General features: G+C 68.2%; 18 protein-coding genes, 2 tRNA genes and 1 pseudogene. 12 read left to right on the top strand and 9 right to left on the bottom strand.

Features of this window, described 5'->3' with window-relative positions:
- The first annotated feature begins 34 nt into the window (after nt 1–34).
- Nucleotides 35–110 (top strand) — tRNA-His (locus V6M46_RS07980).
- A gap of 35 nt (nt 111–145) precedes the next feature.
- Here V6M46_RS07980 and V6M46_RS07975 read toward each other — a convergent pair.
- The 3 genes from V6M46_RS07975 to glpK are packed head-to-tail and all read right to left on the bottom strand — an operon-like array spanning nt 146 to nt 4,238.
- Entirely contained in the window at nt 146–919 is a 774-nt protein-coding gene (locus tag V6M46_RS07975) for a DUF4097 family beta strand repeat-containing protein (RefSeq protein WP_332663556.1), read from the bottom strand.
- A complete protein-coding gene (locus tag V6M46_RS07970; protein ID WP_332663553.1) occupies nt 919–2,667 on the bottom strand; it encodes a glycerol-3-phosphate dehydrogenase/oxidase in 1,749 nt (582 codons plus the stop codon). The genes V6M46_RS07975 and V6M46_RS07970 overlap by 1 nt, the downstream gene beginning before the upstream one ends.
- Before the next feature lie 44 nt (nt 2,668–2,711).
- Entirely contained in the window at nt 2,712–4,238 is a 1,527-nt protein-coding gene (gene glpK / locus V6M46_RS07965) for a glycerol kinase GlpK (RefSeq protein ID WP_332663551.1), read from the bottom strand.
- A 41-nt stretch (nt 4,239–4,279) separates the two neighbouring features.
- On the opposite strand from glpK, the gene V6M46_RS07960 reads away from it, so the two are divergent.
- Entirely contained in the window at nt 4,280–4,945 is a 666-nt protein-coding gene (locus tag V6M46_RS07960; RefSeq protein ID WP_332663550.1) for a histidine phosphatase family protein, read from the top strand.
- A gap of 3 nt (nt 4,946–4,948) precedes the next feature.
- On the opposite strand, the gene V6M46_RS07955 is transcribed toward V6M46_RS07960, so the two are convergent.
- Both V6M46_RS07955 and V6M46_RS07950 read right to left on the bottom strand, forming a co-directional pair.
- Entirely contained in the window at nt 4,949–5,458 is a 510-nt protein-coding gene (locus V6M46_RS07955) for a DUF2231 domain-containing protein (protein ID WP_332663548.1), read from the bottom strand.
- Between the two features lie 88 nt (nt 5,459–5,546).
- Nucleotides 5,547–6,533, bottom strand: coding sequence for a pirin family protein (locus tag V6M46_RS07950; protein WP_332663546.1), 987 nt, complete (start codon nt 6,531–6,533; stop codon nt 5,547–5,549).
- A gap of 73 nt (nt 6,534–6,606) precedes the next feature.
- On the opposite strand from V6M46_RS07950, the gene V6M46_RS07945 reads away from it, so the two are divergent.
- From V6M46_RS07945 to V6M46_RS07915, 7 genes and pseudogenes are all read left to right on the top strand, one after another.
- Entirely contained in the window at nt 6,607–7,281 is a 675-nt protein-coding gene (locus V6M46_RS07945; protein WP_332663544.1) for a DNA alkylation repair protein, read from the top strand.
- Between the two features lie 24 nt (nt 7,282–7,305).
- Nucleotides 7,306–8,871, top strand: a pseudogene (locus V6M46_RS07940) (phytoene desaturase family protein); the annotation flags it as partial.
- Nucleotides 8,862–8,934 (top strand) — tRNA-Lys (locus V6M46_RS07935). The pseudogene V6M46_RS07940 and the gene V6M46_RS07935, both read left to right, overlap by 10 nt.
- Nucleotides 8,935–8,992: 58 nt before the next feature.
- A complete protein-coding gene (locus V6M46_RS07930) occupies nt 8,993–9,340 on the top strand; it encodes a TraR/DksA family transcriptional regulator (protein ID WP_332663542.1) in 348 nt (115 codons plus the stop codon).
- A gap of 55 nt (nt 9,341–9,395) precedes the next feature.
- Nucleotides 9,396–9,995, top strand: a complete 600-nt coding sequence (locus tag V6M46_RS07925) for a TetR/AcrR family transcriptional regulator (RefSeq protein WP_332663540.1) — start codon at nt 9,396–9,398, stop codon at nt 9,993–9,995.
- A 2-nt stretch (nt 9,996–9,997) separates the two neighbouring features.
- The gene (locus V6M46_RS07920; protein WP_332663538.1) at nt 9,998–11,113 is read left to right on the top strand and encodes a glycosyltransferase; all 1,116 of its coding nucleotides are present in this window, start codon (nt 9,998–10,000) and stop codon (nt 11,111–11,113) included.
- 62 nt (nt 11,114–11,175) lie between these two features.
- Entirely contained in the window at nt 11,176–11,445 is a 270-nt protein-coding gene (locus tag V6M46_RS07915) for a TFIIB-type zinc ribbon-containing protein (protein WP_332663536.1), read from the top strand.
- Nucleotides 11,446–11,499: 54 nt separating this feature from the next.
- Here V6M46_RS07915 and V6M46_RS07910 read toward each other — a convergent pair whose 3' ends face one another.
- A complete protein-coding gene (locus tag V6M46_RS07910) occupies nt 11,500–12,330 on the bottom strand; it encodes a class I SAM-dependent methyltransferase (protein ID WP_332663534.1) in 831 nt (276 codons plus the stop codon).
- Nucleotides 12,331–12,446: 116 nt separating this feature from the next.
- Nucleotides 12,447–13,034, bottom strand: a complete 588-nt coding sequence (locus tag V6M46_RS07905) for a hypothetical protein (protein ID WP_332663532.1) — start codon at nt 13,032–13,034, stop codon at nt 12,447–12,449.
- A gap of 35 nt (nt 13,035–13,069) precedes the next feature.
- On the opposite strand from V6M46_RS07905, the gene V6M46_RS07900 reads away from it, so the two are divergent.
- Together V6M46_RS07900 and V6M46_RS07895 are read left to right on the top strand one after the other, a co-directional pair.
- Nucleotides 13,070–13,366, top strand: a complete 297-nt coding sequence (locus V6M46_RS07900) for a DUF503 domain-containing protein (RefSeq protein WP_332663529.1) — start codon at nt 13,070–13,072, stop codon at nt 13,364–13,366.
- 9 nt (nt 13,367–13,375) lie between these two features.
- Entirely contained in the window at nt 13,376–13,990 is a 615-nt protein-coding gene (locus V6M46_RS07895) for an FMN-binding negative transcriptional regulator (protein ID WP_332663527.1), read from the top strand.
- A 46-nt stretch (nt 13,991–14,036) separates the two neighbouring features.
- On the opposite strand, the gene V6M46_RS07890 is transcribed toward V6M46_RS07895, so the two are convergent.
- Together V6M46_RS07890 and V6M46_RS07885 are read right to left on the bottom strand one after the other, a co-directional pair.
- Nucleotides 14,037–14,627, bottom strand: coding sequence for a hypothetical protein (locus V6M46_RS07890; RefSeq protein WP_332663525.1), 591 nt, complete (start codon nt 14,625–14,627; stop codon nt 14,037–14,039).
- Nucleotides 14,628–14,866: 239 nt separating this feature from the next.
- Nucleotides 14,867–16,297: a hypothetical protein gene (locus tag V6M46_RS07885; RefSeq protein WP_332663523.1), complete on the bottom strand. Its 1,431-nt coding sequence runs from the start codon at nt 16,295–16,297 to the stop codon at nt 14,867–14,869.
- A gap of 471 nt (nt 16,298–16,768) precedes the next feature.
- Here V6M46_RS07885 and V6M46_RS07880 point away from each other — a divergent pair.
- Nucleotides 16,769–17,241: aldolase/citrate lyase family protein (locus V6M46_RS07880; RefSeq protein WP_332663521.1), on the top strand; the 473-nt coding region annotated here is incomplete at its 3' end.

Here is a 17,241-nt window from a genome sequence, read left to right as displayed (position 1 = left end):
TGACGCCGTGTCGGGCGCATGCCCGGCACGCGTGGTGGGCGTAGCTCAGTTGGTAGAGCACCGGCTTGTGGTGCCGGTGGCCGCGGGTTCAAGTCCCGTCGTCCACCCCACGAAGACCCCCGTTCCGCAAGGAGCGGGGGTCTTGTCATTGGTTGGCCAGCGTGATGTCGCCGCTGTCGGTGGTCGCGCGGACGAAACCGCCGCCCTCCTGGTCCGCGTCCAGGGAGCTGGTGACATCACCGTCCAGCGAGTTGGCGATGTTTCCGGACTTGGAGGAGACCACCACCGCGTACTTGCGCTTGCCGGCCGGCACGGTCGCGCGGATGTCGCCGCTGCTGGTGGACGCCTTGATCCCGAACGGCTGCGTCGCGAAGCTGGCGCGGATGTCACCCGAGCCGGTGTTGGCGGAGAACTCGTCGACCTTGAGGTCTGCCACCGTGATGTCGCCGCTGCCCGATGCCACCGTGAGCACGCCCTCGGCGAGCGAGTCGGCCGTGACGTCGCCCGATGTCGTCTTGACGACGACGGGCAGGCCCTTGGGCACCTCGAGCGTCGCGGAGACACCGCAGCCGGGCGACAGCCAGGTCTGACAGTCCGCGACGATCTTGATCTCGTTGCCTCGTCGGCCCAGCTGGTAGTCGGTCTGGCGCAGACCCGACGTGATGCGGGAGCGGATCCGGACCATGCCCTCCTCGCCCTCGACCAGGCGTACGTCAGCCGCCCCCGCATTGATCACGAGCTCCGCGACGTCGCCGAGCTCGACGTCGGCGGTGGACACCCGGGTGTCGCGCTGGATCAGCGAGGCGCCCAGCACGAGTCCGCCGAGGATCATCACGGTGACGATCGTGCCGATCACCGTGAGCAGGGTGCGCGACGCCGGTGAGCGGACGTCGTAGTCCGCGACGGTCTCCTGCGCCATCAGGCGGTCTTCGCCTTCGACGACTTCGTGGCGATGGGGACGACGTCCTCTGCTCCCATGCGTGCTGCGTCGGCGGTCTCGTCGTCCGGCATCGTCTGGCTCTCCCGTTCAGCTTCAACCCGCTTGAGGTAGTGGTCGACCTCATTGTCTCGTTGCGCGTTGGTCCAGCCGAGCACCCCTGCCATCAGCTCGGCAACCTCGACGGCGACGTCGGTGCCGCGGTCGAACGTCTCGATCGAGATTCGTGTACGCCTGGCGATCGCGTCGTCGAGGTGTCGGGCACCCTCATGGGACGCGGCGTAGACGATCTCGGCACGGAGATAGTCATCCGCACCGGTCAGCGACTTGCCCAGGTCAGGGCGCTCGGCGATCAGGTCGAGGAGCTCCAGGGTGAGCGATCCGTAACGGTGCAGCAGGTGCTCGATGCGTCCGACGCCGATGCCGCTCGACGCCGCGAGCATCTGCCGCTGGTTCCACAGGGCTTCGTAGCCGTCTGCACCGAGCAGCGGGACGTCCTCGGTGCACGAGTCCGGGACCTTGCGGTCGAGGTGCGTGGACATGCCGCTGACCGCGGCGTCGACCGCATCCTTGGCCATGACCCGGTAGGTCGTGTACTTGCCGCCGGCGATGACGACGAGTCCCTTGACGCTCGTGCCGACAGCGTGCTCACGGGACAGCTTGCTGGTCGCCTCGTCCTCGCCGGCCAGCAACGGGCGCAGACCCGCGTAGACGCCCTCGACGTCGTCATGGGTCAGCGGCTCGATCAGCACCGCGTTGACGTGGTTCAGGAGGTAGTCGATGTCGCTGCGGCTGGCCGCCGGGTGGTCCTTGGACAGCGACCAGTCCGTGTCGGTCGTGCCGATGATCCAGTGCCGGCCCCACGGTATGACGAACAGCACCGACTTCTCGGTGCGCAGGATCAGGCCGGAGTCGCCCCGGATGCGGTCGCGCGGCACGACGAGGTGCACACCCTTGCTGGCGCGGACGTGGAACTGACCCCGCTCCGAGGTCAGCGCCTGGGTCTCGTCGGTCCACACGCCGGTGGAGTTGATGACCTGCCTGGCGCGGATGTCGAACTCACGGCCGGACTCCAGGTCCTTGACCGTGGCGCCGGTGACCCGGTCGCCCTCGCGGAGCAACCCGACGACACGCGTACGACTCGCCACGTGGGCTCCGTATGCCGCCGCGGTCCGCGACAGGAACATCGTGTGCCGGGCGTCGTCGACCTGGCCGTCGTAGTAGTGGAGAGCACCGATCAGGGCGTCCTTGCGGAGCGCGGGCATCATGCGGCGGGCTCCGCGCCGGGTCAGGTGGCGGTGCAGCGGCACGCTCTGCCCATAGCCGGACGCCTTGCTCAACGCGTCGTAGAGCGCCACACCGGAGCCGGCGTAGACGCGCTCCCAGACGCGATGCGTCAGCGGGTAGAGGAAGCCGACCTCGCGTACGAGGTGGGGGGCGAGCTTCTGCAGGCTCAGGCCGCGCTCCTTGAGCGCCTCCGCGACGAGCCGGAAGTCGAGCATCTCGAGGTAGCGCAAGCCGCCGTGCATGAGCTTGCTCGAGCGGCTCGAGGTGCCGGAGGCGAAGTCGCGCGCCTCGACCAGGCCGACCGACAGGCCACGCGTCGCAGCGTCGAGCGCGGCACCACCCCCGACCACGCCGCCGCCGATGACCAGGATGTCCAAGGGCGTCGTCGCCATGGCGTCGAGAGCGGCTTGACGGTTCTCAGGTGACAGGGCTACCGATCGCATGGCCCCAGTCAATCAGGTTCGCAAACCAGCGGTTTCCCGGTGGGTCAGTCGACTTCTATCCAGCCGTAGGTGCGTTCCACGGCCTTCTTCCACTGCGCGTGGCCGGCCTCCCGCTGCTCATGCGTCGAGGTGGACTCCCAGCGCTTCGACTCGTGCCAGTTGGCGACGAGCTCGTCCGTGCTGCGCCAGAAGCCCACCGCGAGCCCCGCCGCGTACGCCGCACCGAGCGCGGTCGTCTCGGCGACGACCGGGCGGCTGACCGGCACGCCGAGGACGTCGGCCTGGATCTGCATGCACAGCTCGTTGGTCGTCACGCCCCCGTCGACCCGGAGGATCCTCAGGTCGAGCCCCGCGTCGGCGACCATGGCGTCGACGACGTCGCGGCTCTGATAGCAGATCGCCTCGAGAGCGGCACGCGCGATGTGCGCCACGGTGTTGTAGCGCGAGAGCCCGACGATCACGCCCCGCGCGTCGCTGCGCCAGTACGGCGCGAACAGCCCGGAGAACGCCGGGACGAAGTGGACGCCGCCGTTGTCATCCACGGTCGCGGCCAGGCCCTCGGAGTCCGCCGCGGCCTTGATGATGCCGAGCTGGTCCCGCAGCCACTGGATCGCCGAGCCGGTCACCGCGATCGAGCCCTCCAGGGCGTACACCGCCGGGGCTTCCCCGAACTTGTAGCCCACCGTCGTGATCAGCCCGTTGCTGGACTTCACGATCTCGGTGCCGGTGTTGAGCACCAGGAAGTTGCCGGTGCCGTACGTGTTCTTGAGCTCGCCGGGCTGGAAGCACACCTGCCCGACGAGTGCGGCGTGCTGATCGCCCAGGTCACCCGCGATCGCGACCTCGCCGCCGAACGGGCCGTCCGCCCGGGTGTAGCCGTAGACCTCCGAGGACGACCGGATCTCGGGCAGCATCGCGCGCGGTACGCCGAACAGCGCGAGGAGCTCGTCGTCCCAGTCCAGCGTCGCGAGGTTCATCAGCATCGTGCGGCTGGCATTCGTCACGTCGGTGAGGTGCAGGCCGCCGTCGGGGCCGCCGGTGAGCCACCACATCAGCCAGCTGTCGGTGGTGCCGAAGATCGCATGACCCGCCTCGGCGTCCGCGCGCACGCCGTCGACGTTCTCGAGGATCCACTGGATCTTGCCGCCGGAGAAGTACGTCGCCGGGGGCAGCCCGGCACGTTCGCGGATCAGGTCGCCGCCGCCACTCTTGTCCAGCGCACTCGCGATCTTGTCCGTGCGGGTGTCCTGCCAGACGATCGCGTTGTAGTAGGGCTCGCCGGTGCGCCGGTCCCACACGACCGTCGTCTCACGCTGGTTGGTGATGCCGATCGCCGCGAGACCGTCGGCTGTGATGCCGGCCCGCCCGAGTCCGGCCTCGATGACGTCCTGCGTCGCTTCCCAGATCTCGTGGGGGTCGTGCTCGACCCAGCCGGCCCGAGGCAGGATCTGCTCGTGCTCGAGCTGGTGGCGGGCGACCTCGTGACCGTCGTGGTCGAAGATCATGAAGCGGGTGCTGGTCGTCCCCTGGTCGATCGCGCCGACATACTTCGGCTGAGCTTCCGTTGCCATGCGCGAGAGCCTAGTGCCGACCCACGTCTTAGGCTCGGGGCATGCGCTTGATCCTTGTCCGCCACGGCCAGACACCCGCGAACGTCGACGGCATCCTCGAGTCGACCGTGCCGGGTCCCGGGCTCACGGCGCTGGGCCATGAACAGGCCGAAGAGCTCGTCGATGCGCTTGCCGACGACAAGATCGACGCGATCTTCGTCTCCTCGATGATCCGCACCCACCTCACCGCCGCTCCCCTGGTCGCCGCGCGTGGCATCGAGCCGGTCGTGCGCGACGGCCTCCGCGAGATCGCGGCCGGCGACGTCGAGGGCAACACCGATGACGCCTCGGTCCACCAGTACGTCCACACGCTGCTCGCGTGGTGCGCCGGAGACCTTCACGTGCGAATGCCCGGCGCCGAGAGCGGCCACGAGGTCATCGCCCGGTTCGACCAGGTCGTCGACGAGGCCGAGTCACTGGGCGTCGACAACGTCGTGCTCGTGAGCCATGGAGCGATGATCCGTGCGTGGTGCGCGACCCGCACGGGCAATGTCGACCTCGACTTCGTCAGCAACCACTACGTCGTCAACACCGGCATCGTCGTCGTCGAGGGATCCAGCGAGACCGGCTGGGAGGTCGCGTCCTGGCTCGGCGAGAGCGTCAGCGAGGCGGCGGCGATGGGCGTCGCGTCCGACCACAGCCCCGCCTCGGAGCCGCTCGAGGACTGAGCGTCAGCGAAAGCCTTCGGCCTGGGTGTTCTCGTCCGCGACGCGTACGCCGTAGCGATACGCGAGCTTGCCACCCAACCATCCTGACGCGCCCAGCAGGGCGAGGGCGACGATCGTGAGGGTCAGGTGCAACGGTTTGACCGACTCGTAGCCGTCAGCCTCCCTGACCAGGCAGTTCACGATGAAGATCACCACGACGGCCAGGTTGAGACCCATGTGCAGGAGACCGGTCCTGAATGCGGCCGTTCCCCGCGGGATCGTCAGCAGGTCCATCAGCCCGAAGATCGCCGCGACCAGGGCGCCGGCAATACCGATGCCGATGAGCCAGAAGGCGCCCTCGGCGAACATCTCCGCGTCGTCATCACTGACGCGCGAGGCGATGTCGAAGACCAGGCTCGCCACCCAGGCCCCGATCGGAACCGACACGAGGATCGGATGGAACGGATGGCCGTACGGGCCTGCGAGAGGTGTGCGTGGACGTTTCGCGTTGTCGGAGCTCGTGGGGATGGTCATGGCGCAGTCCTTTCACGATGGCACCTGAGCATCCCTGCGCAGGCGCCACCATGTCGGTACCCCGCCGAGCCCTCGCGATAACCCGGGCTCAGTCCTGCAGCATCTCGCCGTGGACCTCGGCGTGCGGGACGGTCGGGATCGTGCCGAGGCGGCCCTTCTGGAAGTCCTCGAACGCCTGCATGACCTCGGCCTTGGTGTTCATGACGAACGGCCCCGCCCACGCGATGGGCTCCCGGATCGGCAGCCCGCCGAGCAGCACGACCTCGAGGGCCGGGTGCCGGCTGTCCTGGTGCAGGTCGGCACCGACGGTGATGGTCTCGCCGTGGCCCAGGACCGCGAGCTGGCCCGACTCGATGGGCCGCCGCTCACGGCCGACGTAGCCGGTGCCGCTCATGACGTAGACGAGCGCGTTGAAGTCGGTGCGCCACGGCACCGTCATCTCGGCACCCGGCAGGACCGTCGCGTGAACCATCGCCATCGGGGTGTGGGTCGAGCCGGGGCCCTTGACGCCGTCGACCTCTCCGGCAATGACACGCAGCAGCGCGCCGGCGTCGGGCGTCGACCCCAGGCCCACGTCACCGCCACGGATGTCCTGATAGTGAGGCGGCAGCCACTTGTCGGCCTTGGGCAGGTTGACCCACAGCTGCAGGCCGTGGAACAGCCCGCCCTTGACCACGAGCCACTCCGGCGGCGCCTCGATGTGGAGAAGACCGCTGCCGGCGGTCATCCACTGCGTGTCCCCGTCGGTGATCGAGCCGCCACCACCGTGGCTGTCCTGGTGGTCGAAGACCCCGTCGACGATGTAGGTGACGGTCTCGAAGCCGCGGTGCGGGTGCCACGGCGTGCCCTTGGGCTCGCCCGGCGCGTAGTCGACCTCGCCCATCTGGTCCATGTGGATGAACGGGTCGAGCTTGCTGGGGTCGACGCCAGCGAAGGCCCGGCGCACCGGGAAGCCCTCGCCCTCGAATCCCCTCGGCGCGGTGGTCACGGTGACCGGCGCCCGGTCCTCGGTCTGCGTCGGCGCCGCGATCACGCGGGGCAGGACGGTCCAGTCGGCGACATTCACAGCAGGCATCTCATGCTCCTCGGTAGGTCTTCAATCTAGTTTAACCTTCAACCATCGTCAAGCATTCCCGTAATCTGCTGCCATGAGCATTGCGCCACTCCTCAGCGCGATTCGGGATGCCCTTCGCGACGCCGCGGACGCCGGACGCGCACCGGGAATGCAGGCGTACATGAAGTCGCCGATGCCGTTTCGCGGCGTGCCGATGCCATCGGTCCGCGCGATCACGAAGGCCGCCGCACGCGCGCATCCGCTGCTCACGGTCGATGAGCTGGAGACTGCCGTGCGTACGTTGTGGGATGAGGCGGAGTTCCGCGAGGAGCGCTACGCCGCGAGCGCGCTGCTCGCCACGAAGATCGGCGCCGGCAGGCTCGAGCTCGTCCCCCTGTACGAGCACCTCGCCACGACCGGTGCGTGGTGGGACCACGTGGACGACCTGGCGCATCGCGTCGCGGAGCTCCACGACGCGCATCCGATCGAGACCGCGGCGATCGCACGTCGTTGGAGCACCGCCGACGACGTCTGGCTGCGGCGGCTCGCGATCATCAGCCAGCTCGGTCGCAGGGACCGCGTCGACCCCGCACTGCTGGCCGAGGTCATCGAGCCGAACATCGCCGACCGGGAGTTCTTCGTCCGCAAGGCCATCGGGTGGGCGCTGCGGGAGTATGCACGCGTCGAGCCCGAGTGGGTCCGTGGGTTCGTGGCGGAGCACGATGCCCTCAGCGCCCTGTCGAAGCGCGAGGCGCTCAAGCACCTCTGACGTCCTGATCGGTCCTACTCTGAGGACATGGAACGAGCAACCGAGAAGCACGACGTCGTGATCGTCGGGGGCGGCCACAATGCTCTCGTCGCTGCGACCTACCTCGCCCGCGCCGGGCTCAGCGTCACGATCCTCGAGCGGCTGGCGCACGTCGGCGGGGCGGCGATCAGCGCCCCGGTGTTCGACGGGTTGGACGCCCGGCTGTCCCGCTACTCCTACCTCGTCAGCCTCATGCCGGAGGCGCTGATCAGCGAGCTCGGCCTCGACCTCGAGCTCAGATCGAGGGACACCGCGTCCTACACGCCGTACGACGGCGGCGGCCTGCTCGTCGAGACGGTGCCTGGCGAGGCCACCGAGGAGTCGTTCCGTGCGCTGACCGGCTCGGACGACGAGCTGCAGGCATGGCGACAGTTCTATGCCGAGGTGGCCACGGTCGCCGGCGCGATCGCCCCCACACTCCTCGAGCCGCTCCCCCACATCGGTGAGCTGCGCGACCAGGTCGAGATGGCGATCTGGACCGACCTGGTCGACGAACCGATCGGCAAGGCCCTCGAACGGCGGTTCACCAACGACCTCGTGCGCGGGGTGGTCGGCACGGATGCCCTGATCGGCACATTCGCTTCGCTTCACGACCGCAGCCTCATCCAGAACCGTTGCTTCCTCTACCACCTCATCGGCAACGGCACCGGCGAGTGGCGCGTGCCGGTCGGCGGTATGGGCGCCGTGACCGCCGAGCTGGAGCGCGTCGCCCGTGCAGCCGGCGTCGACATCCGCACCAACTGCGAGGTCGACGGCATCGATGCGTACGACGTGGGAGCGACCGTGTGCGGCGACGGGTTCGTGATCGAGGCGAGCTGGGTGCTCAGCGGCGTGGCCCCGTACGTCCTGGCGCGCCTGCTCGGCAAGCCCGCACCGCCGAAGCCGTCGGGCTCGCAGTTCAAGATCAATCTGCTGGTCTCACGCCTGCCGCGGCTCAAGTCCGGCCTCGATCCGGCGATCGCGTTCGCCGGCACGTTCCACCTCGGCGAGTCGATGAGCCAGCTCGAGCGGGCGTACGAGCAGGCCGCGTCGGGAGTACTGCCGGACCGCGCGTCGGGCGAGCTCTACTGCCACACCTTGACCGATCGCACGATCCTCGGCGCCGACCTCGCCGGCTCGGACGCCCAGACCTTGACGTACTTCGGGCTCCACACGCCGTACGAGGCGCTCCCCGACGAAGCCGCGGCCACCAAGGCGTACGAGCAGTTCCTCACGGCGATCAACACCTACCTCGACGAGCCGATCGAGCCGCTCATCCTCGGAGTCGAGCACAAGACGCCGGCGCAGATCGAGGAGGCGCTGGCGATGCCCGGCGGCCACATCTTCCACGGCGACCTCCAGTGGCCGTGGCTCGAGGAGGACGAAAAACACCGCCATCCCGGCGAGCGTTGGGGCGTCGCGACCAGCCATCCCCGGGTCATGCTGTGCGGCAGCGGCGCCCGCCGCGGAGGCGCCGTCAGCGGCATCGCCGGGCACAATGCGGCCCATGCGATCCTCGATTATGTGCGGCCGGAGGCGGCTGATAATGTTGCACCCGCTTCGCGGCATTAGCTCAATTGGCAGAGCAGCTGACTCTTAATCAGCGGGTTCGGGGTTCGAGTCCCTGATGCCGCACTGTGAAGGCCCCGTTCCTCGCCGAACGGGGCCTTCACTTTTTCTCAGGAGGCCGACCGTGGACAACGCACGAGCCCTGGCCCTGCTCGACGCCGAGCGGCAGGCCGCGCTGACGATGCTGGGCACCCTCACCCGCGACTTCACAGGCATCGTCGATGCCTCGGCCGACTCCAACGCCGATGACGAGCACGACCCGGAAGGATCGACGATCGCATTCGAGCGCTCGCAGCTCGGTGCGCTCATCGAGCAGGCGGAGCGACGGCTCGCAGAGATCGACGCCGCCCGCGCCCGCATCGACGAGGGAACGTACGGACGGTGCGAGGTCTGCGGCGAGCCGATCCCAGATCGGCGGCTCGAGGCACGACCCGTGGCGCGTACGTGTGTGGGGTGCGCACCCACCGCATGATTTCGCGTTAGTCGCTATTGACGTCAATAACAATTTGATGTTCACTCGAATTGACATGAAAACGCCACGCACCTACACCATGACGACCCGCGCCGAGGCCGTCGAAGCCACGCGCCGCAGCATCCTGCAGGCGGCGTGGGACCTGCAGAGCCAGAAGCTCTGGGCGTCGATCTCGCTCGACGACATCGCCGAGCTGGCGGGGGTGAGCGTGCAGACCGTGCTGCGCCAGTTCGGCAACCGCACGCAGGTCTTCGAGGCCGCCATGGAGTACGGGGCGGCGGTCGTCACGGAGGAACGGCGCACCACACCCGGTGACGTCGCCGACGCCGTGCGCGTCATCGTCGACCACTACGAGCTGAGGGGCGACGGGGTCATCCTCATGCTCGCCCAGGAACGCGACCATGAGGCGATCACCAAGGTCACCGAGCACGGGCGCGGACTCCACCGGGATTGGGTGCGCGAGGTCTTCGCGCCCCAGCTCGACATGTCGCCGGCCACCGAGCGAGAGGCCCTCATCGACCTCCTCGTCGTGGCAACCGACGTCTACACCTGGAAGCTGCTTCGCCGCGACCGGGGCCACAGTCGGGGGACCACCGAACAACGCATCAGACAGCTGCTGGAGGCCATCCTCGGCAGCGCCGCCAAGGAGTCCTGACCATGTCATCGATCCTCTTCACCACCTGGGACGGCGGCGGCAACGTCCCGCCGGCCCTCGCCATCGCCGCCGAGCTCCGCGACCGCGGCCACGCCGTCCGCTTCCTCGGCCACGCCGTCCAGCGCGACGCCATCACCGCCGCCGGGTTCACCTTCGACGCATTCGAGACCGCGGCACCGTTCTCGTCCGCCGCCGGAAGCCCTCCAGAGGTCGTCGCCGCGACGTTCGGCGACCAGGCGATGGGCGCCGACCTCGTCGCGTACGTCGAGAGGCACCCCACGGACCTGGTTGTGATCGACTGCCTGCTGATCGGCGCCCAGCACGCCGCGATGGAGGCCGGCCTGCGGTACGTCAACCTCGAGCACCTCTTCGACGGTTTCCTGCGCACGACCTGGCTTGCGACGATGGCCATGGCGCCGCCGATCCAGATCCTGGAGCCGGAACGCTGCTGGGACGCCGCCGAGATGAGCCTGGTGGCGAGCTTGGCCGAGCTCGACACGCCGTCGGGAGCCGGCAACGTGCGCTACGGCGGTCCCGCTGTGATCGGAGCGCCGCGCACCGGCGACGGGTCCGGCGTGCTGGTCAGCCTGAGCACGTACAACTTCCCGGGCCAGACGCCGGCGATGCAGAACATCCTTGACGCGCTCGCGACGATCGACACCCAGGTCATCGTCACGACAGGGCCGGCCATCGATCCTTCGGAGCTGAGGGTCCCGGCGAACGTCGACATGCACCGGTACGTCCCGCACGCCGAGCTCATGCCCCAGGTGTCGCTCGTGATCGGCCACGGTGGCCACGCGACGACGATGGCGGCGCTGGCGCATGACCTCCCGGTCGCCGTCATGCCGATGCATCCGCTGCTCGACCAGCCGATGGTGGGGCAGGCTCTCGAGTCCGCGGGGGCAGGGCGCCTGCTGAGCAAGGAGGCCGGGCCCGACGAGCTGCGGCCGATCCTCGCCGAGATGCTCGAGCCCGGTCCACACCATGCCGTGGCCGCACGGCTGGGCGCGGCGATCCGCGCCGAACGCGGAGCGCACACGGGAGCGGACCTGGTCGAAGGGCTGATTCCTCACCAGGCTCCTGCAACCGCAGGGACGGCCACGACCGATCTGCGCTGAGGGGCCGGATCGGGAACTCTGGCCCGGCCCCGCTAGTTGGGCGGGGCAAGGAGGAATCATCTATGAAGTGTCCGACCGACAATGCCACCCTCGTCATGAGTGAACGTTCCGGCATCGAGATCGACTACTGCCCGGAGTGCCGTGGGGTGTGGCTCGACCGTGGGGAGCTCGACAAGATCCTCGACCGCGCCACCGCCGTCGCACCCGCTCCCGCGGCTGCACCGCCTCCGGCTCAGCCCCAGTACGCCGAGCCCCGCTACGACAACCGCCACCAGCAGCAGCCGTACCGCAAGAAGAAGAAGGAAAGCTGGCTCAGCGAGATATTCGACTGAGGCAAGCGCCCTTCGCTCGCTCGTTCGGGCCCTGCTGCTCGACCAGCAAGCCGCCTAGGGCTGGCGCGTCGCAGTGAACAGCAGGTACTCCCACTCCATCGTTCCCGCGGCCGTGTCGAAGTGTCGTGCCGCAAGATCGGCCAGCTCACGATCGAGCGCCTCGACCTTGTCCGGCTCCTCGGAGATGTTGCTGTAGACCGCGATCGTCGGCCCGTACGTCCGTTTGAAGAACTCACGGAAGTCCTCGGGTGCACCGAATCGTTCGACCGTCAGGTTCTCCTTGCGCGCGTCGACATCGGTCACCCAATCCCCCAGCAGTGAACGTACGTGCGACTCGTCGCCCCACAGCGGTGGCGGCTGAGCTCCGGGAGGCGGCGGGGGCGCATACGGCTTCATGGTGGCGAACATCTGGCCGATGAAACCCTCAGGTGTCCAGCTCAGCAGTCCGATCGTGCCGCCGGGGCGGCACACACGTACGAGCTCGTCGGCGGCGTCCTGGTGGTGCGGCGCGAACATCACGCCGACGCACGACATCACGACGTCGAACTCAGCGTCCGCATACGGAAGGGCCTCGGCGTCGGCCTCCTGCCACTCGAGCGTGACGCCCTGCGCCTCCGCGTGCTGCCGCCCGGTCTCGAGCAGCGCGGGCGCGAGGTCGGAGGCGACCACGTCCGCCCCGGTCTGCGCCGCCGGGATCGCGGCGTTGCCGGAGCCGGCACCGACATCCAGGACGCGCTGGCCGGCATGGATGCCGCAGGCCTGCGCCAGTCTGGGCCCCGTTGCCGGGATGACCTCACTGGCCACGGCCGGGTAGTCGCCGAGCGACCACAACGCCTTGTGCTTGGTCTTGAGAGCGCGGTCAGCCTCGTCCGTGGTTTCGCTCATGCCAGTCTCCTTGGAGGTGGGGTTCTCACCTCAGGATGCGCCTGAAACTCCTGTACGACAGCGGTTTCGGCGAATCGCGAGCGACCGCTCGAGCCCTTCGCAGTGACTCGTCGGCGTCAGCGTGAGGAGCCGTCGATCGAGAGCACGCGGAACCGCGCTGAGAGCGCGTCGACCAGTGGGCCGAGCAGGAAGATGACCAGCAGCGTCCCCGGGCCCACGGCGGCACCGCAGAGCCAGCCCAGCAGCGCACCGCCGCCCTGCACGACGCTGTAGCTCCACTTGAACGGCACCGGCGGGTCGAACGCCAACGCCGCCGCCTCGGTCGGCCCAGCGCCTGCGTCGACGGCCAGGTAGCCCGCGACGCCGACCGCCAGGACCGGGAACGACAACACCAGCAAGGTGACCCGCGCCCACATCGCGTCGGGCTCCGCGAAGGCGTCCAGCAGCCCCGAGACGACGACGCCGACCACGAGCGGCTGGGTGATGGTGCCGAGGCCGGGCGTGAGGCCGCGGGCCCAGGCCATCGCGACGAGCAGGATGCCCACGACGAGGTTGACGAGCCAGAACTTCAGGTCGAGTGCGATCGAGAGCCCGTTGATCATGGTCGAGTAGCCGTCCGAGCCGAGCGACGCGATCAGGAGCATCGCCACGCCGATGCCGAGGATCACGCACGACACCACGAGTCGTACCAGCTGTGACACCACGATCTGATCCTCGCAGGCCCTGTCATGATCGAGGCATGTGGATCGGATGGATCGAGCTCGACATCCTGCTGGGCGACGTCCACTCGCTCAAGGCCAAGCGGTCGATCGTCCGGCCACTCGTCGCCGACCTCAGGCGTACGTTCAGCATCTCGGCGGCCGAGACCGGGAGCCTCGACCTCCACCGCCGCGCGGGCGTCGGCGCCAGCGTCGTCGCGGCCGACAGCAGGCATGTCATCGACGTGCTCGACGCTGTCGAGAACTTCGTCGCCGGGCGCCCCGAGTTCGACCTCCTGTCCGCGCGGCGCGGCATCAGCAACAGCGACGACGTCTAGGACTGACACATGTACATCCCTCGCTTCAACGCCATGGACGACCCGGACGAGATCCGTACGTTCGTCGAGTCGGTCGGCAGCGCCGAGATCGTGACGGTGGGAGCCGACGGCACACCGCTCGCCACGCTGCTGCCTGTCCTGTGGAGCGCCGACGGCGGCACGGTCATCGCGCACATGGCCCGCGCCAACACCCACTGGCGCCAGATCGGCGACGGCTCCCGCTTCCTGGCCATCGTCGCCGGCCCACAGGCGTACATCTCGCCGTCCTGGTATGCCGCCAAGGCCGAGCACGGTCGCGTCGTTCCGACCTGGAACTACTCGGCCGTCCACCTGAGCGGCACCGTGCGGGTGCGTGACGACCCTGCATGGGTCCGCGAGGCGGTCACTCGCCTGACCGACCACCACGAGCAGCCGCGCGAGCAGCCATGGGCGGTGACGGACGCGCCCGAGACGTACATCGACAAGAACCTCAAGGCGATCGTCGGCCTCGAGATGTCGGTCGAGCACGTCGAGGCCAAGGCCAAGCTCAGCCAGAACCGGTCGGACGCCGACCGGGCCGGCGTCGTGGCCGGGCTGCGCGCCGAAGGCGGCAACCTCGCCGTCGCCGACGCCATGGACACCTAGAAGGGGAGCCGCCGAGGCGACTCCCCTTCTGGTGATCAGTTCCTGATCAGCGTCGCATCCGACCCTTGGTGGAAGCGCGACCCACGACCTGGTGTCGCCTCAGGATGACGAGTCCTGCTGCCGCCATCGGACCTGCGAGGAGCAGGACCCAGAGCGGCGCGCCACCTGTGGCAGGCAACACCCTGTCCTGCTGGGCGGGCTGATCTGCCGTTTTCACTCCGTTGTCGTCCTTGTCCGGCGTGTCCGGCGTGTCCGGCGTGTCCGGCGTGTCGCGGACGAAGTGCACCGAGTAGTGGCTGACCTCCTTGCCAGAGGGGTGCGAGATCGTCACCGACTCAGCGGGCGGATTCACCTGGACGATCTTGGGTCCCTCGTCCTGGTTGGCCGACCCAGCCTTGACGCAGTAGTAGTCGATCAGGTAGCCGTCAGGAACGTCGTCGAACGTCAACGACGTTTGGTTTCCTCCGCTCAGCTTCCCGGTCGAGAGGTCCGGGCAGACCTGGTCTTCTGCGGCGATCGCCGGCTGCGCGAGAAACACGCTGGCCGCAATCATCGCGAATACGAGCAGTAACTTTTTCATGACAGATAACTCCATCCGTTTTTCGCCCCTGCACGGAACGGTTTGAGTCGTAGTCAAGGGGGAGTCCTCGGCTGCGTGTCGGCAGCGGCACAAGTGGGAGTGGCCACCACCTATGGATCTACACAACGCCGGGTTATCCGCGTTGGCACGCCCGAAAGCCTGAAAATGCCTGGAACGGCAGCCCTTCCGGCAAATTTGGTCCCAATTGACCAGGGGCTATGGTTCCCACGAACTATCCCCTGAATGCGAGAAGGGGAGCCGCCGAAGCGACTCCCCTTCTCGTGCTCAGTGCTTGATCAGCGATGCTGACGGCGCATCAGGATCATGACTCCTGCTGCCGTCATCGGACCCGCGACGAGCAGGATCCAGAGCGGCAGGCCACCCGTGTCGGGCAACAGCTCGTCGCCCTCTGCCTTGGGGTCGTCCTCGTCCAGGTGCGCAGACGCGACGCAATCTTCCAGCTGCAGCTGCTCGTCGACCGTGACCTCGAAGACCGTCTGACCGATCAGCGTGAAGTCGTCGTTGAGCGGGGTCGCCGTGACCACGTAGGTTCCCGCGCCCTCGGCATCGGGTGCCACGGCGTACACGACGCCTTCGGTCTCCGGCAGGGTGAGCGAACCGTCCACTTCACACGTGGCGGGATCAACGGTCGGCGCCTCGGGCGTGACCTCTTCAGGCTGGATCGCTCCTGGGCAGTCGTTCTCGGTGGGCTCGGGGTCAGCCGGGCTGAGTGCCACCACGACCGACCGCTCCTGCGCGTCGCTGAACTCGTCGCCGACCGAGACGTCGACCGGTGCGCCGGGGAGGGCGTTCTCGTTGACCTCGATCGGGTTCTTGCCGCCCTTGAGGACCTCGTCAACACCGGGCTTCCCGACGTACTTGCAGACCCAGACCTTCTTGCCGCCCGGGTTGTCGGTGATGCACTCCGCCGGATCGTCCTGTGGCTCGACCACGAGGTCGTCCCACTCGGTGGCGTTCTTGTCGCTCAGCACGTAGCCGTCGAGAGCTGTCGCGACGACGTCGTACGTTCCGGGGTCGCCCGTGTAGTTGGGAGTGACCGTGTAGAGGACACCAGCCGTCTCCGGCAGGGTGAGCGCTCCGTCCGACTGACACGTGCCGGGGCTGACGATCGGATCCTCCGTGTCGACCTCGGTGTCCTCGTCACCAGCCGGGCATGCGCCGGCGCCGGGATCGTCTCCCCCGACCTGGACGACGTACGAGCGGCCATGCTGGTCGGTGAACGACTGACCAGCCACGAGGTTGTCAGGCTGTCCGGGAAGCGCGTTCGAGCTGACCTCGATCGGCTGCTTGCCCTCCTTGAGGCGCTCGCCCTCGCCGGGTGTGCCGACGTACTTGCAGACCCAGACCTTGACCGCAGCAGGGACGACCTTGTCGTCGGGCCCGGCTGCAGCGGCCTCTTCGTCGGTCTGCTCACCCTGCTTGGCCTTGCCGGCGGAGTCTTTCGACGGTGCCTTGCCGGCAGAGTCGTCAGCCGGCTGGTTGTCCGCGGGTGCCGCAGCGGCCGGAGCCGGGGCGACCGGCGCGGGCTCCGCTGGATCCGATCCGGGAGCCGGGGGCGGCTGTTCCACCTCGATCTGCTCCGTCGTCTCCGACGACGTCGATCCGGTTGCGGCGTCGGTGCCGCCATTCTCATCCCCCGCGACCGCGGTCTGCGCGAGGAACACGCTGGCCGCAATCATCACGAGCGCGAGCAGAATCTTCTTCATGACTGTTGGCTCCATCCGGATCGCCCCTGCACGGAGCGGTTCGAGTCGTGGCATGGGGCATCGCCCCCTGAGTGGGCGGCGGCAAGGTGGGAGTGCGCCGACGGCCCTGGACCAGACAACTGCATCAGCGCGGGGTTGGTCACGCCAAAACGGACAATTTGCCTGAAATTGCGCAGTTTACGCTCGAAATGGTCACCAAGGACCAGTGGAGATAGTTCCGATGAACCATACGTTAAGGACTAGACCTTAATGATTGGTGACTCCCTGTTGCGAGGGCCTGGCGACGCCACGCGTCGGGTCCGTCAGACCGAGCACTTCTTCACGAGTCGAAGCAGCTCGCACCCCCATCTCACCGACCTCCTCGGCTCCCATCGTCGGCCGCGAGCCGCATGTGACCCCCGCCCTAGCCGCTCACCTGGACCGATGGACATACTGAGAGGAGTTTTGTCCTCGGCAGAGAGAAGTCACCGCGTGCGCAATCCCCGAGCATTCCTTCGTCCTCTGGCCGTCGGCGCGCCCGCCCCCGCGGCGGAGATCCCGTTCCGGCCGAGCCGGATGATCCACTTCTTCGACCCGAGCAACGAGAAGATGCAGGCGAAGGTCCCGGAGATCGCGGCCAAGGTCGACATCATCCTGGGCAACCTCGAGGACGCCATCAAGACCGAGAACAAGGAAGCCGCGCGCCAGGGCCTCGTCGACATCGCGAAGAAGACCGACTTCGGCCAGACCCAGCTGTGGACCCGCATCAACAGCCTCGACTCCCCCTGGGCGCTCGACGACCTCATCACCCTGGTGACCGAGATCGGCGACAAGCTCGACGTGATCATGGTGCCGAAGGTCGAGGGCGCCCAGGACATCCACTACGTCGACCGTCTGCTCGCGCAGCTCGAGGCCCGCGCCGGTCTCACGAGGCCGATCCTGGTGCACGCGATCCTCGAGACCGC

The organism is Aeromicrobium sp., from assembly GCF_036676885.1.
Classification (GTDB): Bacteria; Actinomycetota; Actinomycetes; order Propionibacteriales; family Nocardioidaceae; genus Aeromicrobium.
Note: the sequence above shows the minus strand (reverse complement) of the source record. Positions and strands in the feature narration are given on the sequence as shown.

What these genes read in the sequence shown, in the direction of transcription:
- V6M46_RS07975 (WP_332663556.1), bottom strand. Translation starts at nt 919, where the DNA reads ATGGCGCAGGAGACCGTCGCGGACTACGACGTCCGCTCACCGGCGTCG.
- V6M46_RS07970 (WP_332663553.1), bottom strand. Translation starts at nt 2,667, where the DNA reads ATGCGATCGGTAGCCCTGTCACCTGAGAACCGTCAAGCCGCTCTCGAC.
- glpK (WP_332663551.1), bottom strand. Translation starts at nt 4,238, where the DNA reads ATGGCAACGGAAGCTCAGCCGAAGTATGTCGGCGCGATCGACCAGGGG.
- V6M46_RS07960 (WP_332663550.1), top strand. Translation starts at nt 4,280, where the DNA reads ATGCGCTTGATCCTTGTCCGCCACGGCCAGACACCCGCGAACGTCGAC.
- V6M46_RS07955 (WP_332663548.1), bottom strand. Translation starts at nt 5,458, where the DNA reads ATGACCATCCCCACGAGCTCCGACAACGCGAAACGTCCACGCACACCT.
- V6M46_RS07950 (WP_332663546.1), bottom strand. Translation starts at nt 6,533, where the DNA reads ATGCCTGCTGTGAATGTCGCCGACTGGACCGTCCTGCCCCGCGTGATC.
- V6M46_RS07945 (WP_332663544.1), top strand. Translation starts at nt 6,607, where the DNA reads ATGAGCATTGCGCCACTCCTCAGCGCGATTCGGGATGCCCTTCGCGAC.
- V6M46_RS07925 (WP_332663540.1), top strand. Translation starts at nt 9,396, where the DNA reads ATGAAAACGCCACGCACCTACACCATGACGACCCGCGCCGAGGCCGTC.
- V6M46_RS07920 (WP_332663538.1), top strand. Translation starts at nt 9,998, where the DNA reads ATGTCATCGATCCTCTTCACCACCTGGGACGGCGGCGGCAACGTCCCG.
- V6M46_RS07915 (WP_332663536.1), top strand. Translation starts at nt 11,176, where the DNA reads ATGAAGTGTCCGACCGACAATGCCACCCTCGTCATGAGTGAACGTTCC.
- V6M46_RS07910 (WP_332663534.1), bottom strand. Translation starts at nt 12,330, where the DNA reads ATGAGCGAAACCACGGACGAGGCTGACCGCGCTCTCAAGACCAAGCAC.
- V6M46_RS07900 (WP_332663529.1), top strand. Translation starts at nt 13,070, where the DNA reads ATGTGGATCGGATGGATCGAGCTCGACATCCTGCTGGGCGACGTCCAC.
- V6M46_RS07895 (WP_332663527.1), top strand. Translation starts at nt 13,376, where the DNA reads ATGTACATCCCTCGCTTCAACGCCATGGACGACCCGGACGAGATCCGT.
- V6M46_RS07885 (WP_332663523.1), bottom strand. Translation starts at nt 16,297, where the DNA reads ATGAAGAAGATTCTGCTCGCGCTCGTGATGATTGCGGCCAGCGTGTTC.